A 26676-nucleotide genomic window follows, 5' to 3' on the forward strand; every position below is an offset into this window, starting at 1 on the left:
ACGCCGGTTCTTACGCGATCTCAAATGCTTGGTCGATTGATCCCGACAGAAAAATGGAGGGATGCCCGAGTGGTTAAAGGGGACGGACTGTAAATCCGTTGGCTCAGCCTACGTTGGTTCAAATCCAACTCCCTCCACCATTCTGCTTCAGGATCGAAGGCCCGCGGGTATAGCTCAATGGTAGAGCAGCAGCCTTCCAAGCTGAATACGCGGGTTCGATTCCCGCTACCCGCTCCAGCTTCTTTTTCAAAGCACCAAAAAATCCGCTGCACTTCAGGTTTGTGCCGCACGCGCTTGTTTACGTTCTATTTTCCAGCCTGAGGCGTAGCGCTTTGGGTACTTCTGCCGCCGCTTGCCGCTGCCTTTCTGAAGAGGCGAGACCTTGCCGTTCCGGCGCACGCAATTAAGTCTTGCGCAAATGCGACGAAACCCTTAAACGGCTCGACAAACCGGCCCCGCCGGCTGATCCATCCGATTTGACCACAGGAAGCGTACCCATGGCAAAGAGCAAATTTGAGCGCAATAAGCCGCACGTCAACATTGGCACGATTGGCCACGTTGACCATGGCAAGACGTCGCTGACGGCAGCGATCACGAAGTATTTCGGCGAGTTCAAGGCGTATGACCAGATCGACGCTGCGCCGGAAGAAAAGGCGCGCGGCATCACCATTTCGACGGCGCACGTCGAATACGAGACGCCGAACCGTCACTATGCGCACGTCGACTGCCCCGGCCACGCCGACTACGTCAAGAACATGATCACCGGTGCGGCGCAGATGGACGGCGCGATCCTGGTTGTTTCGGCCGCTGACGGCCCGATGCCGCAGACGCGCGAGCACATCCTGCTCGCCCGCCAGGTCGGCGTTCCGGCGATCGTGGTGTTCCTGAACAAGGTCGACCAGGTCGACGACGCGGAACTGCTCGAGCTGGTCGAGCTGGAAGTGCGCGAACTGCTGTCGTCCTACGAATTCCCGGGCGACGACATTCCGATCATCAAGGGTTCGGCTCTGGCCGCGCTTGAGGGTTCGGACAAGAAGATCGGCGAAGACGCGATCCGCGAGCTGATGGCTGCGGTTGACGCCTACATCCCGACGCCTGAGCGTCCGATCGACCAGCCGTTCCTGATGCCGATCGAAGACGTGTTCTCGATCTCGGGCCGCGGTACGGTCGTGACCGGTCGCGTCGAGCGCGGCATCGTCAAGGTCGGTGAGGAAATCGAGATCGTCGGCATCCGTCCGACGACGAAGACGACCTGCACGGGCGTTGAAATGTTCCGCAAGCTGCTCGACCAGGGCCAGGCCGGCGACAACATCGGCGCGCTGCTTCGCGGTGTCGACCGCAACGGCGTCGAGCGCGGCCAGATTCTGTGCAAGCCGGGTTCGGTCAAGCCGCACCGCAAGTTCAAGGCCGAAGCCTACATCCTGACGAAGGAAGAGGGTGGCCGTCACACGCCGTTCTTCACCAACTACCGTCCGCAGTTCTACTTCCGCACGACGGACGTGACCGGCATCGTGACGCTTCCGGAAGGCACGGAAATGGTCATGCCGGGCGACAACGTCACGGTTGACGTCGAGCTGATCGTGCCGATCGCGATGGAAGAAAAGCTGCGCTTCGCTATCCGCGAAGGCGGCCGCACCGTCGGCGCAGGCATCGTCGCCTCCATCGTCGAGTAATTCCGGTCGGACCGGACTTCGAACCCCGCGGGCAACCGCGGGGTTTTTCTTTTTGGCCGTTTACCAATCAACTTTTGAAACGCGAGGCGATCTCTTTCGCGTGTGATGTCTGCAACAGTGCTTGCATAGTCCCGCACGCATCGCCCGAATATCACGGGACCTTGCCGCCGGTCCGTGTTACCTTCCGGTCCTGACGATTTGCCGAATGCGACCTACGGCGCCGCGCGTTTTAGGGCGCGCAAAGACCGCTTAAGCGCTTGAATTGAAGCATGTTTGTCCATCAATCGGCTCCGATTGGCGGAAATATGCAGCAGGATCGGAAGCCAATGAAAAAACGTATTCCCACGCGGCTTGCCGCGGCTGGCATCGTTTTGATCTGCGTCGGGAAGTCCCCGCAATTTGCCTCGGCCGCCGATGACCGCCCGCTTATCTGGTCGCCTTCCAAGACCGGAGCCAACGCCTACAAGTTCCGGTTCGGCGTTCGCCGGACGGGCCGGTGGAACACGTCCGCCGGTGCCGAAGTCTCGATGGACGCCACACGCTCTGGCAAGATCAATCCACCCGGCGCGCCGGTCCGCCTCTGGGGAACGGCTTCGCGCGGAAGCGGGCGAGGGGCGGCCACGCGTTCCTCTCAGGTCAGCGTGGACTACAATGCTTTGGGAGGGGCCGGCAACTTCGGCGCCGGTACCGCGCGCAGTTGGATCGTCACGCCCACGCTCGATGCGGAGGTCCACCGGAGCATCGCTATCCAATGCAACGTCTATGAGAGCCGGTGCAGCGAACCGAGGCTCACTCAATCCGCCAAGCTCGTGTCTCCCGCAAGCCGAACGTCGCTCACCGTGCAGAGCCAGGTATCGCGTGACGGCGTCAGCGGTGTGAGCCGGATTGGGGTGGAACAGAATTTCGGAAATCTGCGCCTCGGCGCGGCCGTCGCCGATCCGTTGATGGCGCCGCGCAGCGTGGTCGATGTCCGCTACAGTCTGAAGTGGTGAATCGGAAGGAACACTCGGCGCCACGCACGATCGATCTTGCGCAAGGGCGCAAAGTACCTAACCTACAGAGCGGCGCATACAGCAAAGTCGCTGCAGCACGTCTTCTTCTGCGTGGGGATATATCATGAAAAAGCGAATTCTGTTTACCGGCGGCTCGGGAAAGGCCGGGCGGCACGCCGTACCCTACCTCATCGAGGCCGGCTATGAGGTGCACAACGTCGATCTCGTGCCGCTCGACAGCCCCGGCGTCACCAATCTGATCGCCGACATCACCGACAGCGGCCAGATGTTCAATGCGCTGTCGATGCACCGGGACTTCCCCGATCTCGACCAGGGCATGCAGCCCTTCGATGCCGTTGTGCATTTCGCGGCCATTCCGCGCATTCTCATCAAGCCCGACAACGAAACCTTCCGGGTCAACGTGATGGGTACCTACAACGTCATCGAGGCGGCGGTGAAGCTCGGTATCCGAAAGATCATCGTCGCTTCCAGCGAGACGACCTATGGCGTCTGCTTTGCGGAGGGGCACCGAGACTTCCATCATTTTCCTCTCGAAGAGGATTACGACGTCGATCCGATGGATTCCTACGGGCTCTCCAAGGTGGTGAACGAGAAGACGGCGAGGGCCTTCGCCGAGCGCTCCGGCTTCGATATTTACGCTTTGCGCATCGGCAACGTGATCGAGCCGCATGAATATGCGGACTTCCCGCATTATTTTGCCCATCCGGAGATCCGCAAAAGGATCGCCTGGAGCTATATCGATGCCCGTGACCTCGGCCAGATCGTGAAGCTTTGCGTTGAGAAGGACGGTCTCGGCTTCGCGATATTCAACGCCGCGAATGACACGGTATCGGCCAACACGCCTTCGCGCGAACTGGCCAGGCAGTTCTATCCAAATGTTCCCTTCACGCGCGAGATCGGCGAGTTCGAAGGGCTGCTTTCCAATCGCAAGATCCGCGAGGTACTCGGTTTCAAGGAAGAGCACGATTGGCGGAGATATGTACGGCTGAACGAGTAGATCACGATGAGTTGAGGCGCGTGTAGCGGGCGGACTGCCGCTCACGCTTTCCTCGTCCTTCCAGCCTCGTCGCAGCATCCGTTCGGGCACCCGCGGAGAGGGCGGCTGAAATTTTGTTGATTCTTTTTTCTCTTTTGCTGCGAATGCGCTTGAAAGCGTCCGGCAAACTGAATATTAAGCCGCTGACTTGGGATGCAGCCGGTTCGGTTGCGTCGCGGCACCGTAGGGGTATAGCTCAGTTGGTAGAGCGGCGGTCTCCAAAACCGCAGGTCGGGGGTTCGAGCCCCTCTGCCCCTGCCATTCTCCCGATCCTGCCGTGTTGGGATGCGTGGGGAAGGCGGCATTGCCGTCTTTGTATATTCACAAAAAAGGCTGATTGGCTCTTGTGGTTTTCGCAATCGGTCTTTATGTAGGGTCCAAACAGACACGCGGTGCGTGGGGCTGACATGTCGGCTTTACGCGCCGTAATGGCGTGAGCATTATATGGCATCCAAAACAAATCCATTTGCGTTTCTGCAGCAGGTGCGCGCTGAAACGTCGAAAGTGACTTGGCCTTCGCGGCGCGAGACGACGATCTCGACGCTGATGGTTTTCGTCATGGTCTCTTTTGCCGCCGCCTTTTTCTTTGGTGCGGACCAGTTGCTGGGTTGGGTAATGAGCCTGATCCTCAACGTTGGCGCTTGATTGGGTGGAGAGTAGCATGGCTGCGCGCTGGTATATTGTTCACGCCTATTCGAATTTTGAAAAGAAGGTCGCCGAATCGATCGAGGAGAAGGCCAAGCAGAAGGGCCTCACCCATCTCTTCGAGAAGATTCTCGTCCCGACCGAGAAGGTGGTCGAGGTACGTCGCGGGCGCAAGGTCGATGCGGAGCGGAAGTTCTTTCCGGGTTATGTCCTCGTTCGCGCCGATCTGACCGACGAGGCCTATCACCTTATCAAGAACACGCCGAAAGTGACCGGTTTCCTTGGCACGGACAGCAAGCCGGTGCCGATTCCGGATCACGAGGCCGACCGTATTCTCGGTCAGGTGCAGGACGGAGTCGAGCGCCCGAAGCCTTCGGTCTCCTTCGAGATCGGCGAGCAGGTCCGCGTTTCCGACGGCCCGTTCGCATCGTTCAACGGCACCGTTCAGGATGTCGATGAAGAGCGGTCGCGCTTGAAGGTCGAGGTGTCGATCTTTGGCCGCGCGACGCCTGTCGAGCTGGAATACGGCCAGGTCGAAAAGGTCTGATTAGCGTAAGCGAATACGAATGGGCAGGCCGATTTATCGGCTTGTTCGGCGGAGCGATCCGCATCGCGTGGGAGGTTTCCGACCTTAAGCCGGGTCGGTTCATCCGCACCACGCAACCGCAGCCGCCGGTCGATCGATCGGCAAATGGCCGGGCAACCGGCTGATGAGCTCCCTTTTCGGCCTCGCCGCAAGGGAGCAGTGAAAGGCAGAGAGAAATGGCTAAGAAAGTTGCAGGCCAGCTCAAGCTGCAGGTAAAGGCCGGCTCGGCGAATCCGTCGCCGCCGATCGGTCCTGCGCTTGGTCAGCGTGGCATTAACATCATGGAATTCTGCAAGGCGTTCAACGCCGCCACGCAGGAAATGGAAAAGGGTATGCCGATCCCGGTCGTCATCACCTATTACCAGGACAAGTCCTTCACATTCGTCATGAAGCAGCCGCCTGTCAGCTACTTCCTGAAGCGCGAAGCGAAGGTCCAGGCGGGCTCCAAGACTCCGGGCAAGGCCAAGGCCGGCTCGATCTCCAAGGCTCAGATCCGCACGATCGCAGAGGCCAAGATGAAGGACCTCAACGCGGCCGATATCGAAGGCGCAATGGCGATGGTTGAGGGCTCGGCCCGCTCCATGGGCCTGGAAGTGACGGGCTAAGACCATGGCGAAGATTGCAAAGCGTGTACAGAAGTCCCGCGAGGGCATCGATCCGGCGAAGCTCTACGGCCTTACCGAAGCCGTAACGCTGGTCAAGGAGCGTGCGACGGCCAAGTTCGACGAAACGATCGAAGTCGCTATGAACCTCGGCGTCGATCCGCGCCATGCCGACCAGATGGTCCGCGGCGTGGTCAATCTGCCGAACGGCACCGGCCGGTCGGTTCGCGTCGCCGTTTTCGCCCGTGGCGCGAAGGCTGACGAAGCCAAGGCTGCCGGCGCCGACGTCGTCGGCGCGGAAGAGCTCGTCGAAATCGTACAGGGCGGCAAGATCGACTTCGATCGCTGCATCGCGACCCCCGACATGATGCCGCTCGTCGGCCGTCTGGGTAAGGTTCTCGGCCCGCGTGGCATGATGCCGAACCCGAAGGTCGGCACCGTCACCATGGACGTCGCCGGAGCAGTCAAGGCTTCGAAGGGCGGCGCCGTCGAGTTCCGCGTTGAGAAGGCGGGTATCGTTCACGCCGGCATCGGCAAGGCTTCTTTCGATGCCAAGGCGCTCGAAGAAAACATCCGTGCCTTCGCAGATGCCGTGATCAAGGCAAAGCCGACCGGCGCCAAGGGCAACTACGTCAAGCGCGTGGCTGTTTCTTCGACGATGGGCCCCGGCCTCAAGGTCGACCCGGCAACGATCAGCGCTGCCTGATTGATGATTTGACGGGCTGCGGCCCGTAACCAGATTTCCGGCCTTTCGGGGCCGGAAATTCCGGGCCTACCGCCCGGAACTCCTGTCCGAGATTGCGGGTGGTTTTACCTTAATCACCTAGCCCGCATGAGACGGGTAAGATCTGAATTTCATGAAGACGCGGACGCGTCGGAATTCGGTTCGAACCTCGCTTGCCTTGTGTCAGACCCGGCTTTCCGGGAACGCCAAGGGACAGGATCCTCAAGCGTTGCTTGGGATCGAGAATGATCCCGGGTGACAAAGGCAAACCCGGCAGGGCTGCGATGAGCAACCCTGCCAACTGGAGACAGACAGTGGAAAGAGCGGAAAAACGCGAATTCGTCACGGAGCTGAACGAAGTCTTCAAGGCTTCCGGTTCGGTTGTCGTGGCCCACTATGCTGGTGTCACAGTCGCGCAGATGAACGACTTCCGTTCGAAGATGCGCGCTGCTGGCGGCACCGTCAGAGTCGCGAAAAACCGCCTGGCCAAGATCGCTCTTCAGGGCACGGAGTCTGAAGGGATGATCGATCTCTTCAAGGGTCAGACGCTGATCGCTTTCAGCGAAGACCCCGTAACGGCTCCGAAGGTCGTCGTGGATTTCGCCAAGACCAACGACAAGCTCGTTGTTCTGGGCGGCGCCATGGGGGCAACCACGCTCAACGCTGAAGGTGTCAAGTCGCTTGCGACCCTGCCTTCTCTCGACGAGCTGCGCGCGAAGCTGCTGGGCCTTCTCAACGCCCCGGCAACCCGCGTCGCGACGGTTGTCGCAGCACCGGCAAGCCAGCTTGCCCGCGTGTTCTCGGCCTATGCCAAGAAGGACGAAGCCGCCTGAGGCGGAATTTCGCTGTTGTATTTAAAACCAGTTCGAACCGAACAAAAGGAAAAGTAAAATGGCTGATCTCGCAAAGATCGTTGAAGACCTCTCCTCGCTGACCGTCCTGGAAGCTGCTGAGCTTTCCAAGCTTCTCGAAGAAAAGTGGGGCGTTTCCGCCGCTGCTCCGGTAGCCGTTGCTGCTGCCGGTGGCGCTGCTGGCGCTGCTGCTCCGGCTGAAGAAGAAAAGACCGAGTTCGACGTCATCTTGACAGATGCCGGCGCGAACAAGATCAACGTCATCAAGGAAGTCCGCGCCATCACCGGCCTCGGCCTCAAGGAAGCCAAGGACCTCGTCGAAGGCGCTCCGAAGGCTGTCAAGGAAGCCGTTTCCAAGGCGGAAGCTGCTGACCTCAAGAAGAAGCTCGAAGACGCTGGCGCGAAGGTCGACGTCAAGTAATTCGACGAAATGCGAAAGGGAGGTGGCCTTCGTGGCCGCCTCTCTTTGACCGTTTTTAGAACATATTACCCAAAAGCCTGTCGAAAACGGCTTTTGGGTAATGGGTTCTTCAAGAGGATGGTCTCCATCGAAGGACAGCACAGCATTCCGCGCTGGCGTCTTTCGAATGCTGGACGAGATTGAACTACCCATTGATTGACGGGGTCGACTGGCCATCGGTTCCCGTCCGTTGCAGGCCCGGATGCAAGATTGACAAGGAGCGACGATGGCTCAGACCCTTTCGTTTAACGGTCGTAGGCGCGTACGCAAGTTTTTTGGTAAAATTCCCGAAGTCGCGGAGATGCCGAACCTCATCGAGGTTCAGAAGGCGTCTTACGACCAGTTCCTCATGGTCGACGAGCCCCAAGGCGGGCGGCCGGATGAGGGGCTTCAAGCCGTTTTCAAATCGGTATTTCCGATCAAGGATTTTTCCGGCGCTTCGATGCTTGAATTCGTTTCCTACGAATTCGAGGCACCGAAGTTCGACGTCGAGGAGTGCCGTCAGCGCGACCTGACCTATGCGGCGCCGCTCAAGGTGACGCTGCGGCTGATCGTGTTCGATATCGACGAGGACACCGGCGCCAAGTCCATCAAGGATATCAAGGAACAGAACGTCTATATGGGCGACATGCCGCTCATGACGGACAACGGTACCTTCATCGTCAACGGCACGGAGCGCGTCATCGTCTCGCAGATGCACCGTTCGCCGGGTGTCTTCTTCGACCATGACAAGGGCAAGAGCCACTCGTCCGGCAAGCTGCTCTTCGCCGCGCGCGTGATCCCCTATCGCGGCTCGTGGCTCGACATCGAATTCGACGCCAAGGACATCGTCCATGCGCGCATCGACCGCCGCCGCAAGATTCCGGTGACCTCGCTTCTGATGGCGCTGGGAATGGACGGCGAGGAAATCCTCGACACCTTCTACACGAAGTCGCTCTACCAGCGCGACGGCGAGGGCTGGCGTGTGCCGTTCCAGCCGGATGCGCTCAAGGGCCAGAAGACTCTGTCAGACATGATCGACGCCGATACCGGCGAGGTCGTCGTCGAGAGCGGCAAGAAGCTGACCCCGCGCCTGCTCCGGCAGTTGCAGGAAAAGGGCCTGAAGGCACTCAAGGCGACCGACGACGATCTCTACGGCAACTATCTTGCCGAGGACGTCGTCAACTTCGAGACCGGCGAGATCTATCTCGAGGCCGGTGACGAGATCGACGAGAAGACGCTTCCGGTCATCCTTTCCGCCGGCTTTGATGAGATCCCGGTGCTCGACATCGACCACATCAATATCGGCGCCTATATCCGCAACACGCTTTCAGCCGACAAGAACGAGAACCGTCAGGACGCGCTGTTCGACATCTACCGCGTCATGCGTCCGGGTGAGCCGCCGACCATGGATTCGGCCGAAGCCATGTTCAATGCGCTCTTCTTCGATGCGGAGCGCTACGACCTCTCGGCCGTCGGCCGCGTGAAGATGAACATGCGCCTCGATCTGGACGTTCCGGACACGGTTCGCACGCTGCGCAAGGAAGACATCCTGGCCGTGGTCAAGATGCTCGTGGAGCTGCGTGACGGCAAGGGCGAGATCGACGACATCGACAATCTCGGCAACCGTCGCGTCCGCTCGGTCGGCGAGTTGATGGAGAACCAGTATCGCCTGGGTCTCCTGCGCATGGAACGTGCGATCAAGGAACGCATGTCCTCGATCGAGATCGACACCGTGATGCCGCAGGACCTGATCAACGCGAAGCCGGCTGCCGCGGCCGTTCGCGAATTCTTCGGCTCCTCGCAGCTGTCGCAGTTCATGGACCAGGTGAACCCGCTTTCGGAAATCACCCATAAGCGCCGTCTTTCGGCACTGGGTCCGGGCGGTCTGACCCGCGAGCGCGCCGGCTTCGAAGTGCGCGACGTGCATCCGACGCATTACGGCCGTATCTGCCCGATCGAGACGCCGGAAGGCCCGAACATCGGTCTGATCAACTCGCTTGCGACCTTCGCCCGCGTCAACAAGTACGGCTTCATCGAGAGCCCGTACCGCAAGATCGTGGACGGCAAGGTGACGAACGACGTCGTCTATCTGTCGGCGATGGAAGAAGCCAAGTATCACGTTGCACAGGCAAACTCGGTTCTGGACGACGACGGCTCCTTCTCCGAAGAATTCGTCGTTTGCCGCCACGCCGGCGAAGTCATGCTGGCACCGCGCGACAATATCAACCTGATGGACGTTTCGCCGAAGCAGCTCGTCTCGGTCGCGGCCGCGCTCATTCCGTTCCTCGAGAACGATGACGCCAACCGCGCGCTGATGGGCTCGAACATGCAGCGTCAGGCCGTGCCGCTGCTGCGTGCGGAAGCTCCCTTCGTCGGTACCGGCATGGAGCCGGTCGTCGCGCGCGACTCCGGTGCTGCGATCGCTGCCCGCCGCGGCGGTATCGTCGACCAGGTGGACGCGACCCGTATCGTTATCCGCGCCACCGAAGACCTGGATCCGTCCAAGTCGGGCGTCGATATCTACCGCCTGCAGAAGTTCCAGCGCTCCAACCAGAACACCTGCGTCAACCAGCGCCCGCTCGTCACTGTCGGTGACGTGATCAACAAGGGCGATATCATCGCGGACGGTCCGTCGACGGACCTCGGCGATCTGGCGCTCGGCCGCAACGCGCTCGTCGCGTTCATGCCGTGGAACGGCTACAACTACGAAGACTCGATCCTGCTCTCCGAGCGGATCGTGCGTGACGACGTCTTCACCTCGATCCACATCGAGGAATTCGAAGTGATGGCGCGCGACACCAAGCTTGGTCCGGAAGAAATCACCCGCGACATTCCGAACGTTTCGGAAGAAGCGCTGAAGAACCTGGACGAAGCCGGTATCGTGTACATCGGCGCCGAAGTTCAGCCGGGCGACATCCTCGTCGGCAAGATCACGCCGAAGGGCGAGAGCCCGATGACGCCGGAAGAAAAGCTTCTGCGCGCCATCTTCGGCGAGAAGGCGTCGGACGTTCGCGACACGTCGATGCGCATGCCGCCGGGCACCTTCGGCACGGTCGTAGAAGTGCGCGTCTTCAACCGCCATGGCGTCGAGAAGGACGAGCGCGCGATGGCGATCGAGCGCGAGGAAATCGAGCGGCTTGCGAAGGACCGCGACGACGAACAGGCGATCCTCGACCGCAACGTCTATGCGCGTCTGGTCGACATGCTTCGCGGCCACGTCGCCGTTGCCGGTCCGAAGGGCTTCAAGAAGGGCACCGAGCTCTCCAACGTCGTCATCAGTGAATATCCCCGCTCGCAGTGGTGGATGTTCGCTATCGAGGACGAGAAGGCTCAGGGCGAGATCGAAGCACTTCGCGCACAGTACGACGAATCCAAGTCGCGCCTTGAACAGCGCTTCATGGACAAGGTCGAGAAGGTTCAGCGCGGCGATGAGATGCCTCCGGGCGTCATGAAGATGGTCAAGGTCTTCGTCGCCGTGAAGCGCAAGATCCAGCCGGGTGACAAGATGGCCGGCCGCCACGGCAACAAGGGTGTCGTGTCGCGGATCGTCCCGATCGAAGACATGCCGTTCCTCGAAGACGGTACGCATGTCGACGTGGTTCTGAACCCGCTGGGCGTGCCGTCGCGCATGAATGTCGGCCAGATCCTCGAGACCCATCTCGGTTGGGCTTGCGCCGGCATGGGCAAGAAGATCGGAGCGATGCTCGATGCATATAAGGCGGGCGCTGACATTCAGCCGCTGCGCGATACCATCGACAGCGTCATCGGATCTGGCCCGAAGGGCGAGCCGATCAAGCAGTACGACGATGAATCGATCGTTCGGCTTGCCGAGCAGACCCGCCGCGGCGTTTCGATCGCGACACCGGTCTTCGACGGTGCTGTCGAAGCGGACGTCAACGAGATGCTGGAGCAGGCTGGCCTGAAGGTAACCGGTCAGTCGACGCTCTACGACGGCCGTACCGGCGAGACTTTCGATCGCCAGGTGACCGTGGGCTACATCTACATGCTGAAGCTCAACCACCTGGTCGACGACAAGATCCACGCCCGTTCGATCGGTCCTTACTCGCTCGTTACCCAGCAGCCGCTGGGCGGCAAGGCGCAGTTCGGCGGTCAGCGCTTCGGCGAAATGGAGGTCTGGGCTCTGGAAGCCTATGGTGCCGCCTACACGCTGCAGGAAATGCTGACGGTCAAGTCGGACGACGTCGCCGGCCGCACCAAGGTCTACGAGGCGATCGTCCGCGGCGACGATACCTTCGAAGCGGGTATTCCGGAGAGCTTCAACGTTCTCGTCAAGGAAATGCGCTCGCTGGGCCTTTCGGTCGAGCTGGAGAATTCCAAGGTCGATGACGTCGGTAGCACGGCGCAACTGCCGGACGCGGCGGAGTAAGAGTCATCAGGTGCGTGCCGCTAAGCGGCGCGCACCGTTTCCGCCGTCGGGCACCTGATTGTCCGCGGCAGGAAAAGGGCCGCACCCGATGCGGTTTTAGCTGTTTATGGGGCAGGGGCCGGCGCCCGGGATTGCCGGCACCCTCGCCAAGCTCAGGGCTTAAATGCCCGCAAAGGAGACAGGCATGAACCAAGAGGTCATGAATCTTTTCAATCCGCAGGTGCCTGCACAGACCTTCGATTCCATCCGGATTTCGATAGCGTCCCCGGAGAAGATTCTTTCCTGGTCTTACGGTGAGATCAAGAAGCCGGAGACGATTAACTACCGTACCTTCAAGCCGGAACGCGACGGTCTTTTCTGCGCCCGCATCTTTGGTCCGATCAAGGACTACGAGTGCCTGTGCGGCAAGTACAAGCGCATGAAGTACAAGGGCATCATCTGCGAAAAGTGCGGCGTCGAAGTCACGCTGTCGCGCGTTCGCCGCGAGCGCATGGGCCATATCGAGCTCGCCGCGCCGGTTGCTCACATCTGGTTCCTGAAGTCGCTGCCGAGCCGCATCGCAACGCTGCTCGACATGACGCTCAAGGATATCGAACGCGTTCTCTATTTCGAGAACTACATCGTCACCGAGCCGGGTCTGACGTCGCTCAAGGAAAATCAGCTCCTGAGCGAAGAAGAATACATGATCGCGGTCGACGAGTTCGGTGAGGACCAGTTCACCGCAATGATCGGCGCCGAAGCGATCTACGAGATGCTCGCATCGATGAATCTCGAGAAGATCGCGGGTGATCTGCGTTCGGAGATGGCCGAGACGACGTCCGATCTGAAGCAGAAGAAGCTGATGAAGCGGCTGAAGATCGTCGAGAACTTCATGGAATCCGGCAATCGTCCGGAATGGATGATCATGAAGGTGGTTCCGGTGATCCCGCCGGACCTGCGTCCGCTCGTGCCGCTTGACGGCGGCCGGTTCGCGACGTCCGACCTCAACGATCTCTATCGCCGCGTCATCAACCGCAACAACCGCCTGAAGCGGCTGATCGAGCTGCGTGCGCCGGGCATCATCATCCGCAACGAAAAGCGGATGCTGCAGGAATCCGTGGACGCGCTGTTCGACAACGGCCGCCGCGGCCGCGTCATCACGGGTGCGAACAAGCGTCCGCTGAAGTCGCTCTCCGACATGCTCAAGGGCAAGCAGGGCCGCTTCCGTCAGAACCTGCTCGGCAAGCGCGTCGACTATTCCGGCCGTTCGGTCATCGTGACCGGTCCGGAACTCAAGCTGCACCAGTGCGGCCTGCCCAAGAAGATGGCGCTCGAGCTCTTCAAGCCGTTCATCTACGCCCGCCTCGACGCCAAGGGTTACTCCTCGACCGTCAAGCAGGCGAAGAAGCTGGTCGAGAAGGAAAAGCCGGAAGTCTGGGATATCCTCGACGAGGTCATCCGCGAGCACCCGGTCCTTCTGAACCGCGCGCCGACCCTGCACCGCCTGGGCATCCAGGCCTTCGAGCCGATCCTGGTCGAAGGCAAGGCGATCCAGCTGCACCCGCTCGTCTGCACGGCCTTCAACGCCGACTTCGACGGCGACCAGATGGCCGTTCACGTGCCGCTGTCGCTCGAAGCACAGCTCGAAGCACGCGTGCTGATGATGTCGACGAACAACATCCTGCATCCGGCAAACGGTGCCCCGATCATCGTGCCGTCGCAGGACATGGTTCTCGGCCTCTATTATCTGTCGATCATGAACCAGAACGAGCCGGGCGAAGGCATGGCCTTCTCCGACATGGGCGAATTGCACCATGCGCTGGAGACCAAGGCCGTCACCCTGCACGCCAAGATCCGTGGCCGTTACAAGACCGTCGATGCCGAGGGCAACCCGGTTTCGAAGATCTATGAAACGACGCCTGGCCGCATGATCATCGGCGAACTCCTGCCGAAGAACCCGAACGTCCCCTTCGAAATCTGCAACCAGGAAATGACCAAGAAGAACATCTCCAAGATGATCGACACGGTCTATCGCCATTGCGGTCAGAAGGACACGGTCATCTTCTGCGACCGGATCATGCAGCTCGGCTTCTCGCATGCCTGCCGCGCCGGCATTTCGTTCGGCAAGGACGACATGGTCATTCCGGACACGAAGGTGAAGATCGTCGGCGACACCGAAGCGCTCGTGAAGGAATACGAGCAGCAGTACAATGACGGCCTCATCACCCAGGGCGAAAAGTACAACAAGGTCGTCGACGCCTGGGGCAAGGCGACCGAGAAGGTCGCCGAAGAGATGATGGCGCGCATCAAGGCCGTCGAGTTCGACGACAGCGGCCGCCAGAAGCCGATGAACTCGATCTACATGATGTCGCACTCGGGCGCCCGCGGTTCGCCGAACCAGATGCGTCAGCTTGGCGGCATGCGCGGCCTCATGGCAAAGCCCTCGGGCGAGATCATCGAAACGCCGATCATCTCGAACTTCAAGGAAGGCCTGACCGTGAACGAGTACTTCAACTCGACGCACGGTGCCCGTAAGGGTCTCGCCGACACCGCCTTGAAGACTGCGAACTCCGGTTACCTGACCCGTCGTCTCGTCGACGTGGCACAGGACTGCATCGTCACGCATACGGATTGCGGCACCGACAAGGGCCTCACCATGACTGCGATCGTCGATGCCGGTCAGGTCGTGGCTTCGATCGGCCAGCGTATCCTCGGCCGTACGGCGCTCGACAACATCGACAACCCGGTCACCGGTGAACGCATCGTCGATGCCGGCAAGATGATTCTCGAGCCGGACGTCGTCGCGATCGAAAAGGCCGGTATCCAGTCCGTCCGCATTCGTTCGGCACTGACCTGCGAGATCCAGACCGGCGTCTGCGGCGTTTGCTACGGCCGGGACCTCGCCCGCGGTACGCCTGTCAACATGGGCGAAGCCGTCGGCGTCATCGCGGCTCAGTCGATCGGCGAGCCGGGCACGCAGCTGACCATGCGTACGTTCCACCTTGGTGGTACGGCAACGGTGGTCGACCAGTCGTTCCTGGAAGCCTCTTATGAGGGCACGGTTCAGATCAAGAACCGCAACATGCTGCGCAACTCCGATGGCGTACTCGTCGCCATGGGCCGCAACATGGCGATCCAGATCCTCGACGAACGCGGTGTCGAGCGCTCCTCGCAGCGCGTTGCCTACGGTTCGAAGATCTTCGTCGACGATGGCGACAAGGTGAAGCGCGGACAGCGTTTCGCCGAATGGGATCCCTACACCCGTCCGATGATGACGGAAGTGGAAGGTACCGTTCACTTCGAAGACGTGGTCGACGGCATCTCGGTTCTGGAATCGACCGACGAGTCGACCGGCATCACCAAGCGTCAGGTTATCGACTGGCGTTCGACGCCACGCGGTACCGACCTGAAGCCGGCGATCGTCATCAAGGACAAGAATGGCAATATCGCCAAGCTTGCCCGCGGCGGCGAAGCCCGCTTCATGCTCTCGGTCGACGCGATCCTTTCGGTCGAGCCGGGACAGAAGGTCAGCCAGGGCGACGTTCTCGCCCGTTCGCCGCTCGAAAGCGCCAAGACCAAGGACATCACCGGTGGTCTGCCGCGTGTTGCCGAACTGTTCGAGGCACGTCGTCCGAAGGATCACGCCATCATCGCGGAGATCGATGGAACGATCCGTTTCGGCCGCGATTACAAGAACAAGCGTCGCGTGATGATCGAGCCGGCGGAAGACGGTGTCGAACCGGTCGAATACCTGATCCCGAAGGGCAAGCCCTTCCATCTTCAGGATGGCGACTACATCGAGAAGGGCGACTACATCCTCGACGGCAATCCGGCACCGCACGACATCCTGGCGATCAAGGGCGTGGAAGCACTTGCTTCCTATCTCGTGAACGAAATCCAGGAAGTCTACCGACTGCAGGGCGTTGTCATCAACGACAAGCACATCGAGGTGATCGTCCGGCAGATGCTTCAGAAGGTCGAAATCACCGACGCCGGTGACTCGACCTATATCGTCGGCGACAACGTCGACCGCATCGAGCTCGAGGACGTCAACGACTCTCTGCTTGCCGAAGGCAAGAAGCCCGCCTTTGGCGAGCCGGTGCTGCTGGGTATCACCAAGGCATCGCTGCAGACGCCGTCCTTCATCTCGGCCGCTTCGTTCCAGGAGACCACCAAGGTCCTCACCGAAGCTGCGGTCGCAGGCAAGACGGACAATCTGCAGGGTCTCAAGGAGAACGTCATTGTCGGCCGTCTCATCCCGGCCGGTACGGGCGGAACGATGACGCAGATCCGCCGCATCGCTACGGCCCGCGACGAGTTGATCCTCGAAGAGCGCCGCAAGGGCACCGGTGCGGAAAGCGCCACGCCGATGCTCGCCGACATGGCAAACGATCCCGCCGCGGCAGAATAAGCAAAAAAGGGGAGGGTATCTGCCCTCCCTGGCGAAACGATAAAGCCGCCCGGAGCGATCCGGGCGGCTTTTTCAGGTCGATGTGTTTGCCGTCGATGCGGCTCCAGATGCCGCGCGATCTCTCAACCGAAGCGAATGATGGCGACTTCGCCCTCGAGGGCGCCCTGATAGGCGGAAGCGTGCGGCTCCTCGTCCGGTATGCCGTCCAAGGTGCCGATCTGGTCGAGATCGGCTTCAAGGAAGCCTTCCTCGGCGAGTGCGTTCAGCGCCTCGCGCACCGCCGTATCGTCATCGGGTGCCCGCAGCATCACATGGATGTCGACGCCCTCGGCATCGCCGTCGGTCTCGTAGGCCTTGCCGATAACGATGAAGATCAGCGGTTCGTCGGGTGCGTTGTCGTTATCCGGTGTGACAGACATGGAAACATCCTCTTTGAAGAATAGTAACGGGCGATCGCGTTTCTTTTAAGTCGAAAGAGGCCGAAACCGGCGCGATCGATTCTCAAGCGTTGAGACGCGGGATGCGGGGAAACCGGATACACTTTGCCTCATCCTGCTCTACTGCATATTGCGCCAGACCGAAACCCGTTCCACGAATCGTACGATGGCCTGAAACATTTTTGGTCAGGGATGACGTCGAGGCAGGATATCGGGCAGGGCGCGACTCGCGGTCGTGGAAAACGACAGAAAGAGGTTGCTGATTCCTCAAGTGGGAACGACTATGCGCGACGACACGGGCCGGCGTTCGGCCGGACCTAGGGCACGGCAAGCGCGCAAAGCCTTGTTTCTCGGGCATATCAGGGCTGCAACGCCCAGATATTTCTTAATTGCCCTTGACGGATCGCCCCGAAATCAGTACACCCCGCCGCATCAGAGCCCATGTGAGGCTGGCTGGTTCGGAACGACGCGTTCTGGAGTTCGCCTCAAACAAGGTTCAAAACGCACGCTGACGAAATAATGCTGCACGCAAGACGCGCGAAATAGCGCGTCCTCTGCTTTTTGTGGGGCCATCTGCGAAAAAGCGGATCGGCCCTCGTTTTGCGCATTTCATAGGCGTTCGTTGTTGCCGGCGACGGCAAGCGATCCGCCCGAAAGGGTAACGAGACAAGTTTTTGTAAGGGATGGTTAGATGCCTACCGTAAACCAGCTGATCCGCAAGCCGCGTCAGGCACAGGTAAAGCGCAACAAGGTTCCTGCACTGCAGGAGAACCCGCAGAAGCGCGGCGTTTGCACCCGCGTCTACACGACGACCCCGAAGAAGCCGAACTCGGCTCTCCGTAAGGTCGCCAAGATCCGCCTGACGAATGGCTTCGAAGTGATCGGCTACATTCCGGGTGAAGGCCACAACCTTCAGGAGCACTCCGTGGTCATGATCCGCGGCGGCCGCGTGAAGGACCTTCCGGGTGTTCGTTACCACATCATCCGCGGCGTTCTCGATACGCAGGGTGTGAAGAACCGTAAGCAGCGCCGCTCGAAGTACGGCGCGAAGCGTCCGAAATAACATCGCAACCGGCGCCATTTCGCTGGTCATAAGATTTAAAGTTGAGAGACGAGAAGTATGTCCCGACGTCACAGAGCAGAAAAGCGTGAGATCAACCCGGATCCGAAGTTCGGTGATCTGGTCGTCACGAAGTTCATGAACGCAATCATGCTGCACGGCAAGAAGTCCGTTGCGGAAAGCATCGTCTACGGTGCGTTCGATGCGGTCCAGTCGAAGCTGAAGCAGGAGCCGGTCGCCGTGTTCCATTCCGCGCTCGACAACATCGCTCCGCATGTCGAAGTGCGTTCGCGCCGCGTCGGTGGTGCTACCTACCAGGTGCCGGTCGACGTTCGTCCGGAGCGCCGTCAGGCTCTCGCTATCCGCTGGCTGATCGCAGCTGCCCGTAAGCGCAATGAAACGACCATGGTCGATCGCCTGTGCGGCGAACTCATGGACGCAGCGAACAATCGCGGCAGCGCAGTGAAGAAGCGCGAAGACACCCACAAGATGGCTGATGCCAACCGTGCGTTCTCGCACTACCGCTGGTAATCAGAACAGGTTCCGAAAGGCAGTCTCTCATGGCTCGCGAATATAAAATCGAAGACTACCGAAATTTCGGTATCATGGCGCACATCGACGCCGGCAAGACGACGACGACCGAGCGTATCCTCTACTACACCGGCAAGTCCCACAAGATCGGCGAAGTCCATGACGGCGCCGCGACGATGGACTGGATGGAGCAGGAGCAGGAGCGCGGCATCACGATCACGTCTGCTGCGACGACCACCTTCTGGAAGGGTCGCGACGGCAAGACGCGGCGCTTCAACATCATCGACACTCCCGGCCACGTCGACTTCACCATCGAAGTCGAACGCTCGCTGCGCGTTCTCGACGGTGCGATCGCGCTTCTCGACGCCAACGCCGGTGTCGAGCCGCAGACGGAAACCGTCTGGCGCCAGGCCGAGAAGTATCATGTTCCGCGCATGATCTTCTGCAACAAGATGGACAAGACCGGCGCGGACTTCTACCGCTCGGTCGAGATGATCAAGACGCGCCTCGGCGCGACGGCCGTCGTTATGCAGCTGCCGATCGGCGCTGAAAGCGACTTCAAGGGTGTTGTCGACCTGATCGAGATGAATGCTCTCGTATGGCGCGACGAATCGCTCGGCGCCCAGTGGGACGTCGTCGAAATCCCGGCCGACATGAAGGAAAAGGCGGAAGAATACCGCGAAAAGCTGATCGAGACGGTTGTCGAGATCGACGAAGCGGCAATGGAAGCCTACCTGGAAGGTACCTATCCGGATAACGACAAGATCCGTGAACTGGTCCGTCGCGGTACGATCGACGTCAAGTTCCACCCCATGTTCTGCGGCACCGCCTTCAAGAACAAGGGCGTTCAGCCTCTGCTCGACGCCGTTGTCGATTACCTGCCGTCGCCGATCGACATTCCGGCGATCAAGGGTATCGACGTCAAGACCGAGGGCGAGATCACCCGTAAGGCCGACGACAACGAGCCGCTTTCGATGCTCGCGTTCAAGATCATGAACGACCCCTTCGTCGGTTCGCTGACCTTCGCGCGCATCTATTCCGGCAAGCTCGAAAAGGGCACGTCGGTGATGAACACGGTCAAGGAAAAGCGCGAGCGCGTCGGCCGCATGCTGCAGATGCACTCCAACTCGCGTGAAGACATCGAAGAAGCCTTCGCCGGCGACATCGTTGCTCTGGCCGGCCTCAAGGAAACCACCACGGGCGATACGCTTTGCGATCCGCTGAAGCCGGTTATCCTCGAGCGCATGGAATTCCCGGAGCCGGTCATCCAGATCGCGATCGAGCCGAAGACCAAGGGCGACCAGGAAAAGATGGGCCTCGCGCTCAACCGCCTGGCTGCCGAGGATCCGTCCTTCCGCGTCAAGACCGACGAGGAATCCGGCCAGACGATCATCGCCGGCATGGGCGAACTTCACCTGGACATCATCGTCGACCGCATGCGTCGCGAGTTCAAGGTCGAAGCTTCGGTCGGTGCTCCGCAGGTTGCCTACCGCGAGACCATTACGCGCAAGCACGAGGAAGATTACACGCACAAGAAGCAGTCCGGTGGTACCGGCCAGTTCGCGCGCGTCAAGATCGTCTTCGAACCGAACCCGGAAGGCGAAGACTTCGCATTCGAATCGAAGATTGTCGGTGGTGCTGTTCCGAAGGAATATATCCCCGGCGTTCAGAAGGGTATCGAAAGCGTCCTGTCCTCGGGTCCGCTCGCGGGCTTCCCGATGCTCGGCGTCAAGGCGACGCTGATCGACGGTGCGTTCCACGACGTCGACTCGTCGGTCCTGGCCTTCGAAATCGCTTCCCGTGCATGCTTCCGTGAAGCCGCGAAGAAGGCTGGAGCTCAGCTCCTCGAGCCGATCATGAAGGTCGAGGTCGTGACGCCGGAAGATTACGTCGGTGACGTTATCGGTGACCTGAACTCTCGCCGTGGCCAGATCCAGGGTCAGGAAGCACGCGGCGTCGCCGTGGTGATCAATGCCCACGTGCCGCTCGCGAACATGTTCAAGTACGTGGACAACCTGCGCTCGATGTCGCAGGGCCGCGCTCAGTACACGATGCTGTTCGATCACTACGCGCCGGTTCCGTCGAACGTCGCGCAGGAAATCCAGGCGAAGTATTCCGGTCAGAAGTGACCGGAATAGCCTAGCGCTGAAACAGAATGAAAAGATTTCCCCTCTAGGGGACAGGAAACGGAGAGCCGGAAATGGCAAAGAGCAAATTTGAGCGCAATAAGCCGCACGTCAACATTGGCACGATTGGCCACGTTGACCATGGCAAGACGTCGCTGACGGCAGCGATCACGAAGTATTTCGGCGAGTTCAAGGCGTATGACCAGATCGACGCTGCGCCGGAAGAAAAGGCGCGCGGCATCACCATTTCGACGGCGCACGTCGAATACGAGACGCCGAACCGTCACTATGCGCACGTCGACTGCCCCGGCCACGCCGACTACGTCAAGAACATGATCACCGGTGCGGCGCAGATGGACGGCGCGATCCTGGTTGTTTCGGCCGCTGACGGCCCGATGCCGCAGACGCGCGAGCACATCCTGCTCGCCCGCCAGGTCGGCGTTCCGGCAATCGTGGTGTTCCTGAACAAGGTCGACCAGGTCGACGACGCTGAACTGCTCGAGCTGGTCGAGCTGGAAGTGCGCGAACTGCTGTCGTCCTACGAATTCCCGGGCGACGACATTCCGATCATCAAGGGTTCGGCTCTGGCCGCGCTTGAAGATTCGGACAAGAAGATCGGCGAAGACGCGATCCGCGAGCTGATGGCTGCGGTTGACGCCTACATCCCGACGCCTGAGCGTCCGATTGACCAGCCGTTCCTGATGCCGATCGAAGACGTGTTCTCGATCTCGGGCCGCGGTACGGTCGTGACCGGTCGCGTCGAGCGCGGCATCGTCAAGGTCGGTGAGGAAATCGAGATCGTCGGCATCCGTCCGACGACGAAGACGACCTGCACGGGCGTTGAAATGTTCCGCAAGCTGCTCGACCAGGGCCAGGCCGGCGACAACATCGGCGCGCTGCTTCGCGGTGTCGACCGCAACGGCGTCGAGCGCGGCCAGATTCTGTGCAAGCCGGGTTCGGTCAAGCCGCACCGCAAGTTCAAGGCCGAAGCCTACATCCTGACGAAGGAAGAGGGTGGCCGTCACACGCCGTTCTTCACCAACTACCGTCCGCAGTTCTACTTCCGCACGACGGACGTGACCGGCATCGTGACGCTTCCGGAAGGCACGGAAATGGTCATGCCGGGCGACAACGTCACGGTTGACGTCGAGCTGATCGTGCCGATCGCGATGGAAGAAAAGCTGCGCTTCGCTATCCGCGAAGGCGGCCGCACCGTCGGCGCAGGCATCGTCGCCTCCATCGTCGAATAACAAGAAAACGGCTTGAGCCGTTTCGGCAGGGACATGGTCGGCCATGTCCCTGCGATTTTTGAAAAGAAGCGGCTAAGCGAAACGAATACTTCAAGTGTGTGCTTCGTGAGCACACCGGAAAACACGAGCAAGGACAAGTCGAATGAACGGCCAGAATATCCGCATCCGCCTCAAGGCGTTTGATCACCGGATCCTCGATGCCTCCACGCGCGAAATCGTGTCGACGGCCAAGCGCACCGGTGCGAGTGTGCGCGGGCCCGTGCCGCTTCCGACCCGGATTGAGAAATTCACGGTCAACCGGTCGCCCCACGTCGACAAGAAGAGCCGCGAACAGTTCGAGATGCGCACGCACAAGCGTCTTCTCGATATCGTTGATCCGACCCCGCAGACGGTGGACGCGCTGATGAAGCTCGATCTGGCCGCCGGCGTAGACGTCGAGATCAAGCTGTAAGACCCGGCGCAAGCCGAAATAACAAGGAAGGTACGTGGAGTTTCTCCAACGGCTTCCAGGAACAGGAAACCGGAAGGTGTGTGAAGCGCCGGACGGGAACCCTAAACAAGAGGCGTGAACCGATGCGTTCAGGTGTGATTGCACAGAAGGTGGGAATGACCCGCGTCTACAACGACGCCGGCGAGCATATCCCGGTAACAGTATTGCGGCTGGAGAACTGCCAGGTAGTGTCCCACCGCACGGAAGAGAAGAACGGTTATACCGCAGTTCAGCTGGGTGCCGGCCGTTCGAAGGTCAAGAATACGCCGAAGGCCATGCGCGGCCATTTTGCCGCTGCCAGCGTTGAGCCGAAGGCAAAGCTCGTCGAGTTCCGCGTGAGCGCCGACAACCTGATCGACATTGGCGCCGAGCTTACGGCGGGCCATTTCGTCGCCGGGCAGCTCGTGGACGTTACCGGCACCACCATCGGTAAGGGTTTTGCCGGCGCGATCAAGCGCCACAACTTCGGCGGCCTGCGTGCAACGCACGGCGTGTCCGTCTCGCACCGTTCGCATGGTTCGACCGGTTCCAACCAGGACCCGGGCCGCGTCTGGAAGGGCAAGCGCATGGCTGGTCACATGGGCCAGACGCGCGTCACCACGCAGAACCTCGAAGTCGTATCGACCGATGAAGACCGCGGTCTGATCCTGGTCAAGGGTGCAGTTCCCGGCTCCAAGGGTTCCTGGATCGTCGTCCGTGACGCCATCAAGTCGGGCACTCCGGAAGGCGCACCGCGCCCTGCCGCAGTGCGCGCCGCAGAATCGAAGTAAGGGAGCCGAATAATGGATCTCACCGTCAAAACCCTCGAGGGCAAGGACGCGGGAAAGGTTTCCCTTTCCGACGCCATTTTCGGTCTCGAGCCTCGTGAAGACATCATTGCCCGCGTCGTTCGCTGGCAGCTCGCAAAGCGCCAGCAGGGCACGCACAAGTCCAAGGGCCGTGCGGAAGTCTCCCGCACCGGCGCCAAGATGTACAAGCAGAAGGGTACGGGCCGCGCCCGCCACCATTCGGCTCGTGCTCCGCAGTTCCGCGGCGGCGGCAAGGCTCACGGGCCGGTCGTCCGCAGCCATGCGCACGATCTTCCGAAGAAGATCCGCGCACTGGGCCTGCGCCATGCGCTGTCTGCCAAGCTGAAGGCCGAGGACATCATCGTCATCGATGATCTCGTGGCCAACGAAGCAAAGACGAAGGCGCTCGCCGGCGCGTTCGCCTCGCTCGGCCTCACCAACGCCCTGATCATCGGCGGAGCCGAGATCGAAGGCAACTTCAAGCTCGCCGCCCAGAACATCCCGAATGTGGACGTTCTGCCGGTTCAGGGCATCAACGTTTACGACATTCTGCGCCGTGGCAAGCTCGTGCTTTCCAAGGCTGCTGTGGAAGCTCTGGAGGAGCGGTTCAAATGACGGATCTTCGCCACTACGACGTGATCGTGTCTCCCTCGATCACTGAAAAGTCGACGCTGGTCTCCGAACAGAACCAGGTCGTCTTCAATGTCGCCAAGGGTGCTTCGAAGCCTGAGATCAAGGCTGCCGTCGAAGCGCTGTTCGGCGTGAAGGTCACGGCCGTGAACACGCTCGTCCGCAAGGGCAAGTTGAAGCGCTTCCGCGGCTTCGCCGGAAAGCAGAAGGACGTGAAGAAGGCGATCGTAACGCTCGCCGACGGTCAGTCCATCGACGTTTCCACCGGTCTCTAACGGATAGGCCCATTAGGGTAAAAACCCAAAAGGGAACAAGAAAATGGCATTGAAAAGTTTCAATCCGACGACGCCGAGCCAGCGTCAACTGGTCATCGTCAGCCGGGCCGGCCTCTACAAGGGCAAGCCGGTCAAGGCGCTGACCGAGGGCCTGTCCTCCAAGGGCGGTCGCAACAACCTGGGCCGCATCACCGTTCGTTTCCAGGGCGGTGGTCACAAGCGGACCTACCGTCTGGTCGACTTCAAGCGTCGCAAGTTCGACGTCGAAGGCACGGTCGAGCGTCTGGAATACGACCCGAACCGCACTGCGTTCATCGCGCTGGTCAACTACGCGGACGGTGAGCAGGCCTATATCCTTGCGCCGCAGCGCCTGGCTGTCGGCGACAAGGTGATTGCCTCGGAAAAGGCCGTCGACGTCAAGCCCGGCAATGCGATGCCGCTGCAGTACATTCCGGTCGGCTCCATCATCCACAATGTGGAGATGAAGCCGGGCAAGGGCGGTCAGATCGCCCGCTCCGCCGGAACCTACGCTCAGCTCGTCGGCCGTGACCAGGGCATGGCGATCCTGCGCCTGAACTCGGGCGAGCAGCGTCTGGTGCACGGCTCTTGCCTCGCATCGATCGGTGCTGTATCGAACCCCGATCACGGCAACATCAATGATGGTAAGGCCGGCCGTTCGCGTTGGCGCGGCAAGCGTCCGCACGTACGCGGCGTCGTCATGAACCCGGTTGACCATCCGCACGGCGGCGGTGAAGGCCGCACCTCCGGTGGTCGCCATCCGGTCACGCCATGGGGCAAGCCCACAAAGGGCAAGCGCACGCGCTCCAACAAGTCGACCGACAAGTTCATTATGCGCTCGCGTCACCAGCGCAAGAAGTAAGAGAGGAAGTCTCAAGTGGCTCGTTCAGTATGGAAAGGTCCGTTTGTTGACGGTTATCTTCTCAAGAAGGCTGAGAAGGTCCGCGAAGGCGGCCGCAACGAAGTGATCAAGATGTGGAGCCGTCGCTCCACGATCCTTCCGCAGTTCGTCGGTCTGACCTTCGGCGTCTACAACGGCAACAAGCACGTTCCCGTCTCGGTGTCCGAAGAAATGGTCGGTCACAAGTTCGGTGAATTCGCTCCGACCCGGACCTATTATGGTCATGGCGCGGACAAGAAAGCGAAGAGGAAGTAACGATGGGCAAGGCAAAAGCCGAACGCCGGCTGAAGGATAATGAGGCGCAGGCAGTTGCGCGCACGATCCGCGTCAGCCCCCAGAAGCTCAACCTCGTTGCCGCGCTGATCCGCGGCAAGAAGGTCGACCGGGCTCTGGCCGAACTCGAGTTCTCGCGCAAGCGCATCGCAGGCACCGTCAAGAAGACGCTTGAATCTGCGATCGCCAACGCAGAGAACAACCATGATCTCGACGTTGATTCGCTCATCGTCGCAGAAGCTTTTGTTGGCAAGTCGATCGTGATGAAGCGCTTCCACGCCCGTGGTCGCGGCCGTGCATCGCGGGTCGAAAAGCCGTTCGCGCACTTGACGATCGTCGTTCGTGAAGTGGAAGCCAAAGGGGAGGCCGCATAATGGGCCAGAAGATTAATCCGATCGGTTTCCGTCTCGGCATCAACCGGACCTGGGATAGCCGTTGGTTCGCGGACAACGCGGAATACGGCCAGCTTCTTCACGAAGACCTGAAGATCCGCGCCTATCTGATGGAAGAGCTGAAGTCGGCCGGTATCGCCAAGGTCGTGATCGAGCGTCCGCACAAGAAGTGCCGCGTGACGATCCACTCGGCACGCCCGGGCCTGATCATCGGCAAGAAGGGCGCCGACATCGAAAAGCTTCGCAGGAAGCTTTCCGAGATGACCAATTCGGAAACGCACCTCAACATCGTCGAAGTGCGCAAGCCGGAAGTCGACGCAACGCTCGTTGCGCAGTCGATCGCTCAGCAGCTCGAGCGCCGCGTAGCGTTCCGTCGTGCGATGAAGCGTGCCGTTCAGTCGGCGATGCGCCTTGGCGCCGAAGGCATCAAGATCACCTGCGCCGGCCGTCTCGGCGGTGCGGAAATCGCCCGTACCGAATGGTATCGTGAAGGCCGCGTTCCGCTGCATACGCTGCGCGCCGACATCGATTACGGCACGGCCGAAGCGGAAACCGCTTTCGGTATCTGCGGTGTCAAGGTCTGGATCTTCAAGGGCGAAATCCTTGAGCACGATCCGATGGCTTCCGAGCGCCGCGCGACCGAGAGTGACAACCAGGGCGGTAGCGGCAGAGAGCGTCGCCGCGAGAACGCGTAACATTCGCGCGTGGCAGCCAATATCGGAGAAGTAAAAAAATGTTGCAGCCAAAGCGTACGAAGTATCGCAAGCAGTTCAAGGGGCGCATCAAGGGCGTCGCGAAGGGCGGCTCTGACCTCGCCTTCGGCGAGTTCGGTCTGAAGGCTCAGGAGCCCAACCGCGTCAATGCTCGCGAGATTGAAGCGGCCCGCCGTGCGATCACCCGTCATATGAAGCGCGCCGGCCGCGTCTGGATCCGGGTATTTCCCGACGTTCCGGTCACGGCAAAGCCGACCGAAGTCCGCATGGGTAAGGGCAAGGGTTCGGTCGAATACTGGGCATGCAAGGTCAAGCCCGGCCGCATGATGTTCGAGATCGACGGTGTCAACGAGGAGCTCGCCCGCGAAGCACTTCGCCTCGGCGCTGCCAAGCTCTCTGTCAAGACGCGCTTCGTGCAGCGTATCGCAGAGTAAGGAGTGAAG

Annotated in this window: 25 protein-coding genes and 3 tRNA genes; 27 read left to right on the forward strand and 1 reads right to left on the reverse strand. The window is 60.5% G+C overall.

Annotation, left to right across the window (positions count from 1 at the left end):
* Positions 1-55 precede the first annotated feature (55 nt).
* The 14 genes from CN933_RS09995 to rpoC all read left to right on the forward strand — a co-directional run bounded on the left by CN933_RS09995 (position 56) and on the right by rpoC (position 16349).
* A tRNA-Tyr gene (locus tag CN933_RS09995) sits at positions 56-140 on the forward strand.
* Positions 141-163: 23 nt separating this feature from the next.
* Positions 164-237, forward strand: a tRNA-Gly gene (locus tag CN933_RS10000).
* Between the two features lie 260 nt (positions 238-497).
* Entirely contained in the window at positions 498-1673 is a 1176-nt protein-coding gene (tuf, locus tag CN933_RS10005; RefSeq protein ID WP_102761416.1) for an elongation factor Tu, read from the forward strand.
* A 326-nt stretch (positions 1674-1999) separates the two neighbouring features.
* Positions 2000-2665: a hypothetical protein gene (locus CN933_RS10010; RefSeq protein ID WP_020487529.1), complete on the forward strand. Its 666-nt coding sequence runs from the start codon at positions 2000-2002 to the stop codon at positions 2663-2665.
* 124 nt (positions 2666-2789) lie between these two features.
* Entirely contained in the window at positions 2790-3683 is an 894-nt protein-coding gene (locus tag CN933_RS10015; protein ID WP_018099702.1) for an NAD-dependent epimerase/dehydratase family protein, read from the forward strand.
* A gap of 224 nt (positions 3684-3907) precedes the next feature.
* Positions 3908-3983 (forward strand) — tRNA-Trp (locus CN933_RS10020).
* 183 nt (positions 3984-4166) lie between these two features.
* On the forward strand, positions 4167-4367 hold the full coding sequence (secE, locus tag CN933_RS10025; protein ID WP_003536180.1) for a preprotein translocase subunit SecE: 201 nt from the start codon (positions 4167-4169) through the stop codon (positions 4365-4367).
* A 16-nt stretch (positions 4368-4383) separates the two neighbouring features.
* The gene (gene nusG / locus CN933_RS10030; RefSeq protein WP_003536182.1) at positions 4384-4914 is read left to right on the forward strand and encodes a transcription termination/antitermination protein NusG; all 531 of its coding nucleotides are present in this window, start codon (positions 4384-4386) and stop codon (positions 4912-4914) included.
* A 215-nt stretch (positions 4915-5129) separates the two neighbouring features.
* Entirely contained in the window at positions 5130-5558 is a 429-nt protein-coding gene (gene rplK, locus CN933_RS10035; protein ID WP_018099703.1) for a 50S ribosomal protein L11, read from the forward strand.
* A gap of 4 nt (positions 5559-5562) precedes the next feature.
* Positions 5563-6261, forward strand: coding sequence for a 50S ribosomal protein L1 (rplA, locus tag CN933_RS10040; RefSeq protein ID WP_018099704.1), 699 nt, complete (start codon positions 5563-5565; stop codon positions 6259-6261).
* Between the two features lie 332 nt (positions 6262-6593).
* Entirely contained in the window at positions 6594-7112 is a 519-nt protein-coding gene (rplJ, locus tag CN933_RS10045; protein ID WP_026169172.1) for a 50S ribosomal protein L10, read from the forward strand.
* A 58-nt stretch (positions 7113-7170) separates the two neighbouring features.
* Entirely contained in the window at positions 7171-7551 is a 381-nt protein-coding gene (rplL, locus tag CN933_RS10050) for a 50S ribosomal protein L7/L12 (RefSeq protein WP_014328058.1), read from the forward strand.
* 265 nt (positions 7552-7816) lie between these two features.
* The gene (gene rpoB / locus CN933_RS10055; RefSeq protein WP_018099706.1) at positions 7817-11959 is read left to right on the forward strand and encodes a DNA-directed RNA polymerase subunit beta; all 4143 of its coding nucleotides are present in this window, start codon (positions 7817-7819) and stop codon (positions 11957-11959) included.
* 184 nt (positions 11960-12143) lie between these two features.
* Positions 12144-16349, forward strand: a complete 4206-nt coding sequence (gene rpoC, locus CN933_RS10060; RefSeq protein WP_018099707.1) for a DNA-directed RNA polymerase subunit beta' — start codon at positions 12144-12146, stop codon at positions 16347-16349.
* A 122-nt stretch (positions 16350-16471) separates the two neighbouring features.
* Here rpoC and CN933_RS10065 read toward each other — a convergent pair whose 3' ends face one another.
* Positions 16472-16768: a hypothetical protein gene (locus CN933_RS10065; protein WP_010969192.1), complete on the reverse strand. Its 297-nt coding sequence runs from the start codon at positions 16766-16768 to the stop codon at positions 16472-16474.
* 709 nt (positions 16769-17477) lie between these two features.
* On the opposite strand from CN933_RS10065, the gene rpsL reads away from it, so the two are divergent.
* From rpsL to rplP, 13 genes are all read left to right on the forward strand, one after another.
* Entirely contained in the window at positions 17478-17849 is a 372-nt protein-coding gene (gene rpsL, locus CN933_RS10070; RefSeq protein ID WP_003507760.1) for a 30S ribosomal protein S12, read from the forward strand.
* 57 nt (positions 17850-17906) lie between these two features.
* The gene (rpsG, locus tag CN933_RS10075; protein ID WP_003536198.1) at positions 17907-18377 is read left to right on the forward strand and encodes a 30S ribosomal protein S7; all 471 of its coding nucleotides are present in this window, start codon (positions 17907-17909) and stop codon (positions 18375-18377) included.
* A 29-nt stretch (positions 18378-18406) separates the two neighbouring features.
* The gene (gene fusA / locus CN933_RS10080) at positions 18407-20506 is read left to right on the forward strand and encodes an elongation factor G (RefSeq protein WP_018099708.1); all 2100 of its coding nucleotides are present in this window, start codon (positions 18407-18409) and stop codon (positions 20504-20506) included.
* Positions 20507-20577: 71 nt separating this feature from the next.
* Positions 20578-21753, forward strand: coding sequence for an elongation factor Tu (gene tuf, locus CN933_RS10085; RefSeq protein WP_100672242.1), 1176 nt, complete (start codon positions 20578-20580; stop codon positions 21751-21753).
* A 142-nt stretch (positions 21754-21895) separates the two neighbouring features.
* Positions 21896-22204, forward strand: coding sequence for a 30S ribosomal protein S10 (gene rpsJ / locus CN933_RS10090; RefSeq protein WP_003507767.1), 309 nt, complete (start codon positions 21896-21898; stop codon positions 22202-22204).
* A 122-nt stretch (positions 22205-22326) separates the two neighbouring features.
* A complete protein-coding gene (gene rplC / locus CN933_RS10095) occupies positions 22327-23013 on the forward strand; it encodes a 50S ribosomal protein L3 (protein ID WP_010969195.1) in 687 nt (228 codons plus the stop codon).
* Between the two features lie 12 nt (positions 23014-23025).
* The gene (rplD, locus tag CN933_RS10100; RefSeq protein WP_003536623.1) at positions 23026-23646 is read left to right on the forward strand and encodes a 50S ribosomal protein L4; all 621 of its coding nucleotides are present in this window, start codon (positions 23026-23028) and stop codon (positions 23644-23646) included.
* The gene (locus CN933_RS10105) at positions 23643-23936 is read left to right on the forward strand and encodes a 50S ribosomal protein L23 (protein ID WP_003536621.1); all 294 of its coding nucleotides are present in this window, start codon (positions 23643-23645) and stop codon (positions 23934-23936) included. Before rplD ends, CN933_RS10105 begins: the two co-directional genes overlap by 4 nt.
* A gap of 43 nt (positions 23937-23979) precedes the next feature.
* Positions 23980-24816: a 50S ribosomal protein L2 gene (gene rplB, locus CN933_RS10110; RefSeq protein ID WP_018099552.1), complete on the forward strand. Its 837-nt coding sequence runs from the start codon at positions 23980-23982 to the stop codon at positions 24814-24816.
* Positions 24817-24831: 15 nt separating this feature from the next.
* The gene (rpsS, locus tag CN933_RS10115) at positions 24832-25110 is read left to right on the forward strand and encodes a 30S ribosomal protein S19 (RefSeq protein WP_002964358.1); all 279 of its coding nucleotides are present in this window, start codon (positions 24832-24834) and stop codon (positions 25108-25110) included.
* Positions 25111-25112: 2 nt separating this feature from the next.
* Positions 25113-25502, forward strand: a complete 390-nt coding sequence (gene rplV, locus CN933_RS10120) for a 50S ribosomal protein L22 (protein ID WP_003536535.1) — start codon at positions 25113-25115, stop codon at positions 25500-25502.
* On the forward strand, positions 25502-26215 hold the full coding sequence (gene rpsC / locus CN933_RS10125) for a 30S ribosomal protein S3 (RefSeq protein ID WP_018099553.1): 714 nt from the start codon (positions 25502-25504) through the stop codon (positions 26213-26215). Before rplV ends, rpsC begins: the two co-directional genes overlap by 1 nt.
* Before the next feature lie 38 nt (positions 26216-26253).
* The gene (gene rplP, locus CN933_RS10130; RefSeq protein WP_003536531.1) at positions 26254-26667 is read left to right on the forward strand and encodes a 50S ribosomal protein L16; all 414 of its coding nucleotides are present in this window, start codon (positions 26254-26256) and stop codon (positions 26665-26667) included.
* The last annotated feature ends 9 nt before the right edge of the window (positions 26668-26676 follow it).

Source organism: Sinorhizobium sp. M4_45 (assembly GCF_002885915.1).
GTDB lineage: Bacteria > Pseudomonadota > Alphaproteobacteria > Rhizobiales > Rhizobiaceae > Sinorhizobium > Sinorhizobium meliloti_A.

Coding starts and splice junctions, on each gene's coding strand:
- rplK (WP_018099703.1), top strand. CDS start 5,130: ATGGCTAAGAAAGTTGCAGGCCAGCTCAAGCTGCAGGTAAAGGCCGGC.
- rpsL (WP_003507760.1), top strand. CDS start 17,478: ATGCCTACCGTAAACCAGCTGATCCGCAAGCCGCGTCAGGCACAGGTA.
- nusG (WP_003536182.1), top strand. CDS start 4,384: ATGGCTGCGCGCTGGTATATTGTTCACGCCTATTCGAATTTTGAAAAG.
- secE (WP_003536180.1), top strand. CDS start 4,167: ATGGCATCCAAAACAAATCCATTTGCGTTTCTGCAGCAGGTGCGCGCT.
- fusA (WP_018099708.1), top strand. CDS start 18,407: ATGGCTCGCGAATATAAAATCGAAGACTACCGAAATTTCGGTATCATG.
- rplD (WP_003536623.1), top strand. CDS start 23,026: ATGGATCTCACCGTCAAAACCCTCGAGGGCAAGGACGCGGGAAAGGTT.
- tuf (WP_100672242.1), top strand. CDS start 20,578: ATGGCAAAGAGCAAATTTGAGCGCAATAAGCCGCACGTCAACATTGGC.
- rplP (WP_003536531.1), top strand. CDS start 26,254: ATGTTGCAGCCAAAGCGTACGAAGTATCGCAAGCAGTTCAAGGGGCGC.
- CN933_RS10010 (WP_020487529.1), top strand. CDS start 2,000: ATGAAAAAACGTATTCCCACGCGGCTTGCCGCGGCTGGCATCGTTTTG.
- rplB (WP_018099552.1), top strand. CDS start 23,980: ATGGCATTGAAAAGTTTCAATCCGACGACGCCGAGCCAGCGTCAACTG.
- rplC (WP_010969195.1), top strand. CDS start 22,327: ATGCGTTCAGGTGTGATTGCACAGAAGGTGGGAATGACCCGCGTCTAC.
- rpsJ (WP_003507767.1), top strand. CDS start 21,896: ATGAACGGCCAGAATATCCGCATCCGCCTCAAGGCGTTTGATCACCGG.
- rpoB (WP_018099706.1), top strand. CDS start 7,817: ATGGCTCAGACCCTTTCGTTTAACGGTCGTAGGCGCGTACGCAAGTTT.
- tuf (WP_102761416.1), top strand. CDS start 498: ATGGCAAAGAGCAAATTTGAGCGCAATAAGCCGCACGTCAACATTGGC.
- rplA (WP_018099704.1), top strand. CDS start 5,563: ATGGCGAAGATTGCAAAGCGTGTACAGAAGTCCCGCGAGGGCATCGAT.
- rplV (WP_003536535.1), top strand. CDS start 25,113: ATGGGCAAGGCAAAAGCCGAACGCCGGCTGAAGGATAATGAGGCGCAG.
- rpsC (WP_018099553.1), top strand. CDS start 25,502: ATGGGCCAGAAGATTAATCCGATCGGTTTCCGTCTCGGCATCAACCGG.
- rpoC (WP_018099707.1), top strand. CDS start 12,144: ATGAACCAAGAGGTCATGAATCTTTTCAATCCGCAGGTGCCTGCACAG.
- CN933_RS10105 (WP_003536621.1), top strand. CDS start 23,643: ATGACGGATCTTCGCCACTACGACGTGATCGTGTCTCCCTCGATCACT.
- rplL (WP_014328058.1), top strand. CDS start 7,171: ATGGCTGATCTCGCAAAGATCGTTGAAGACCTCTCCTCGCTGACCGTC.
- rpsG (WP_003536198.1), top strand. CDS start 17,907: ATGTCCCGACGTCACAGAGCAGAAAAGCGTGAGATCAACCCGGATCCG.
- CN933_RS10015 (WP_018099702.1), top strand. CDS start 2,790: ATGAAAAAGCGAATTCTGTTTACCGGCGGCTCGGGAAAGGCCGGGCGG.
- CN933_RS10065 (WP_010969192.1), bottom strand. CDS start 16,768: ATGTCTGTCACACCGGATAACGACAACGCACCCGACGAACCGCTGATC.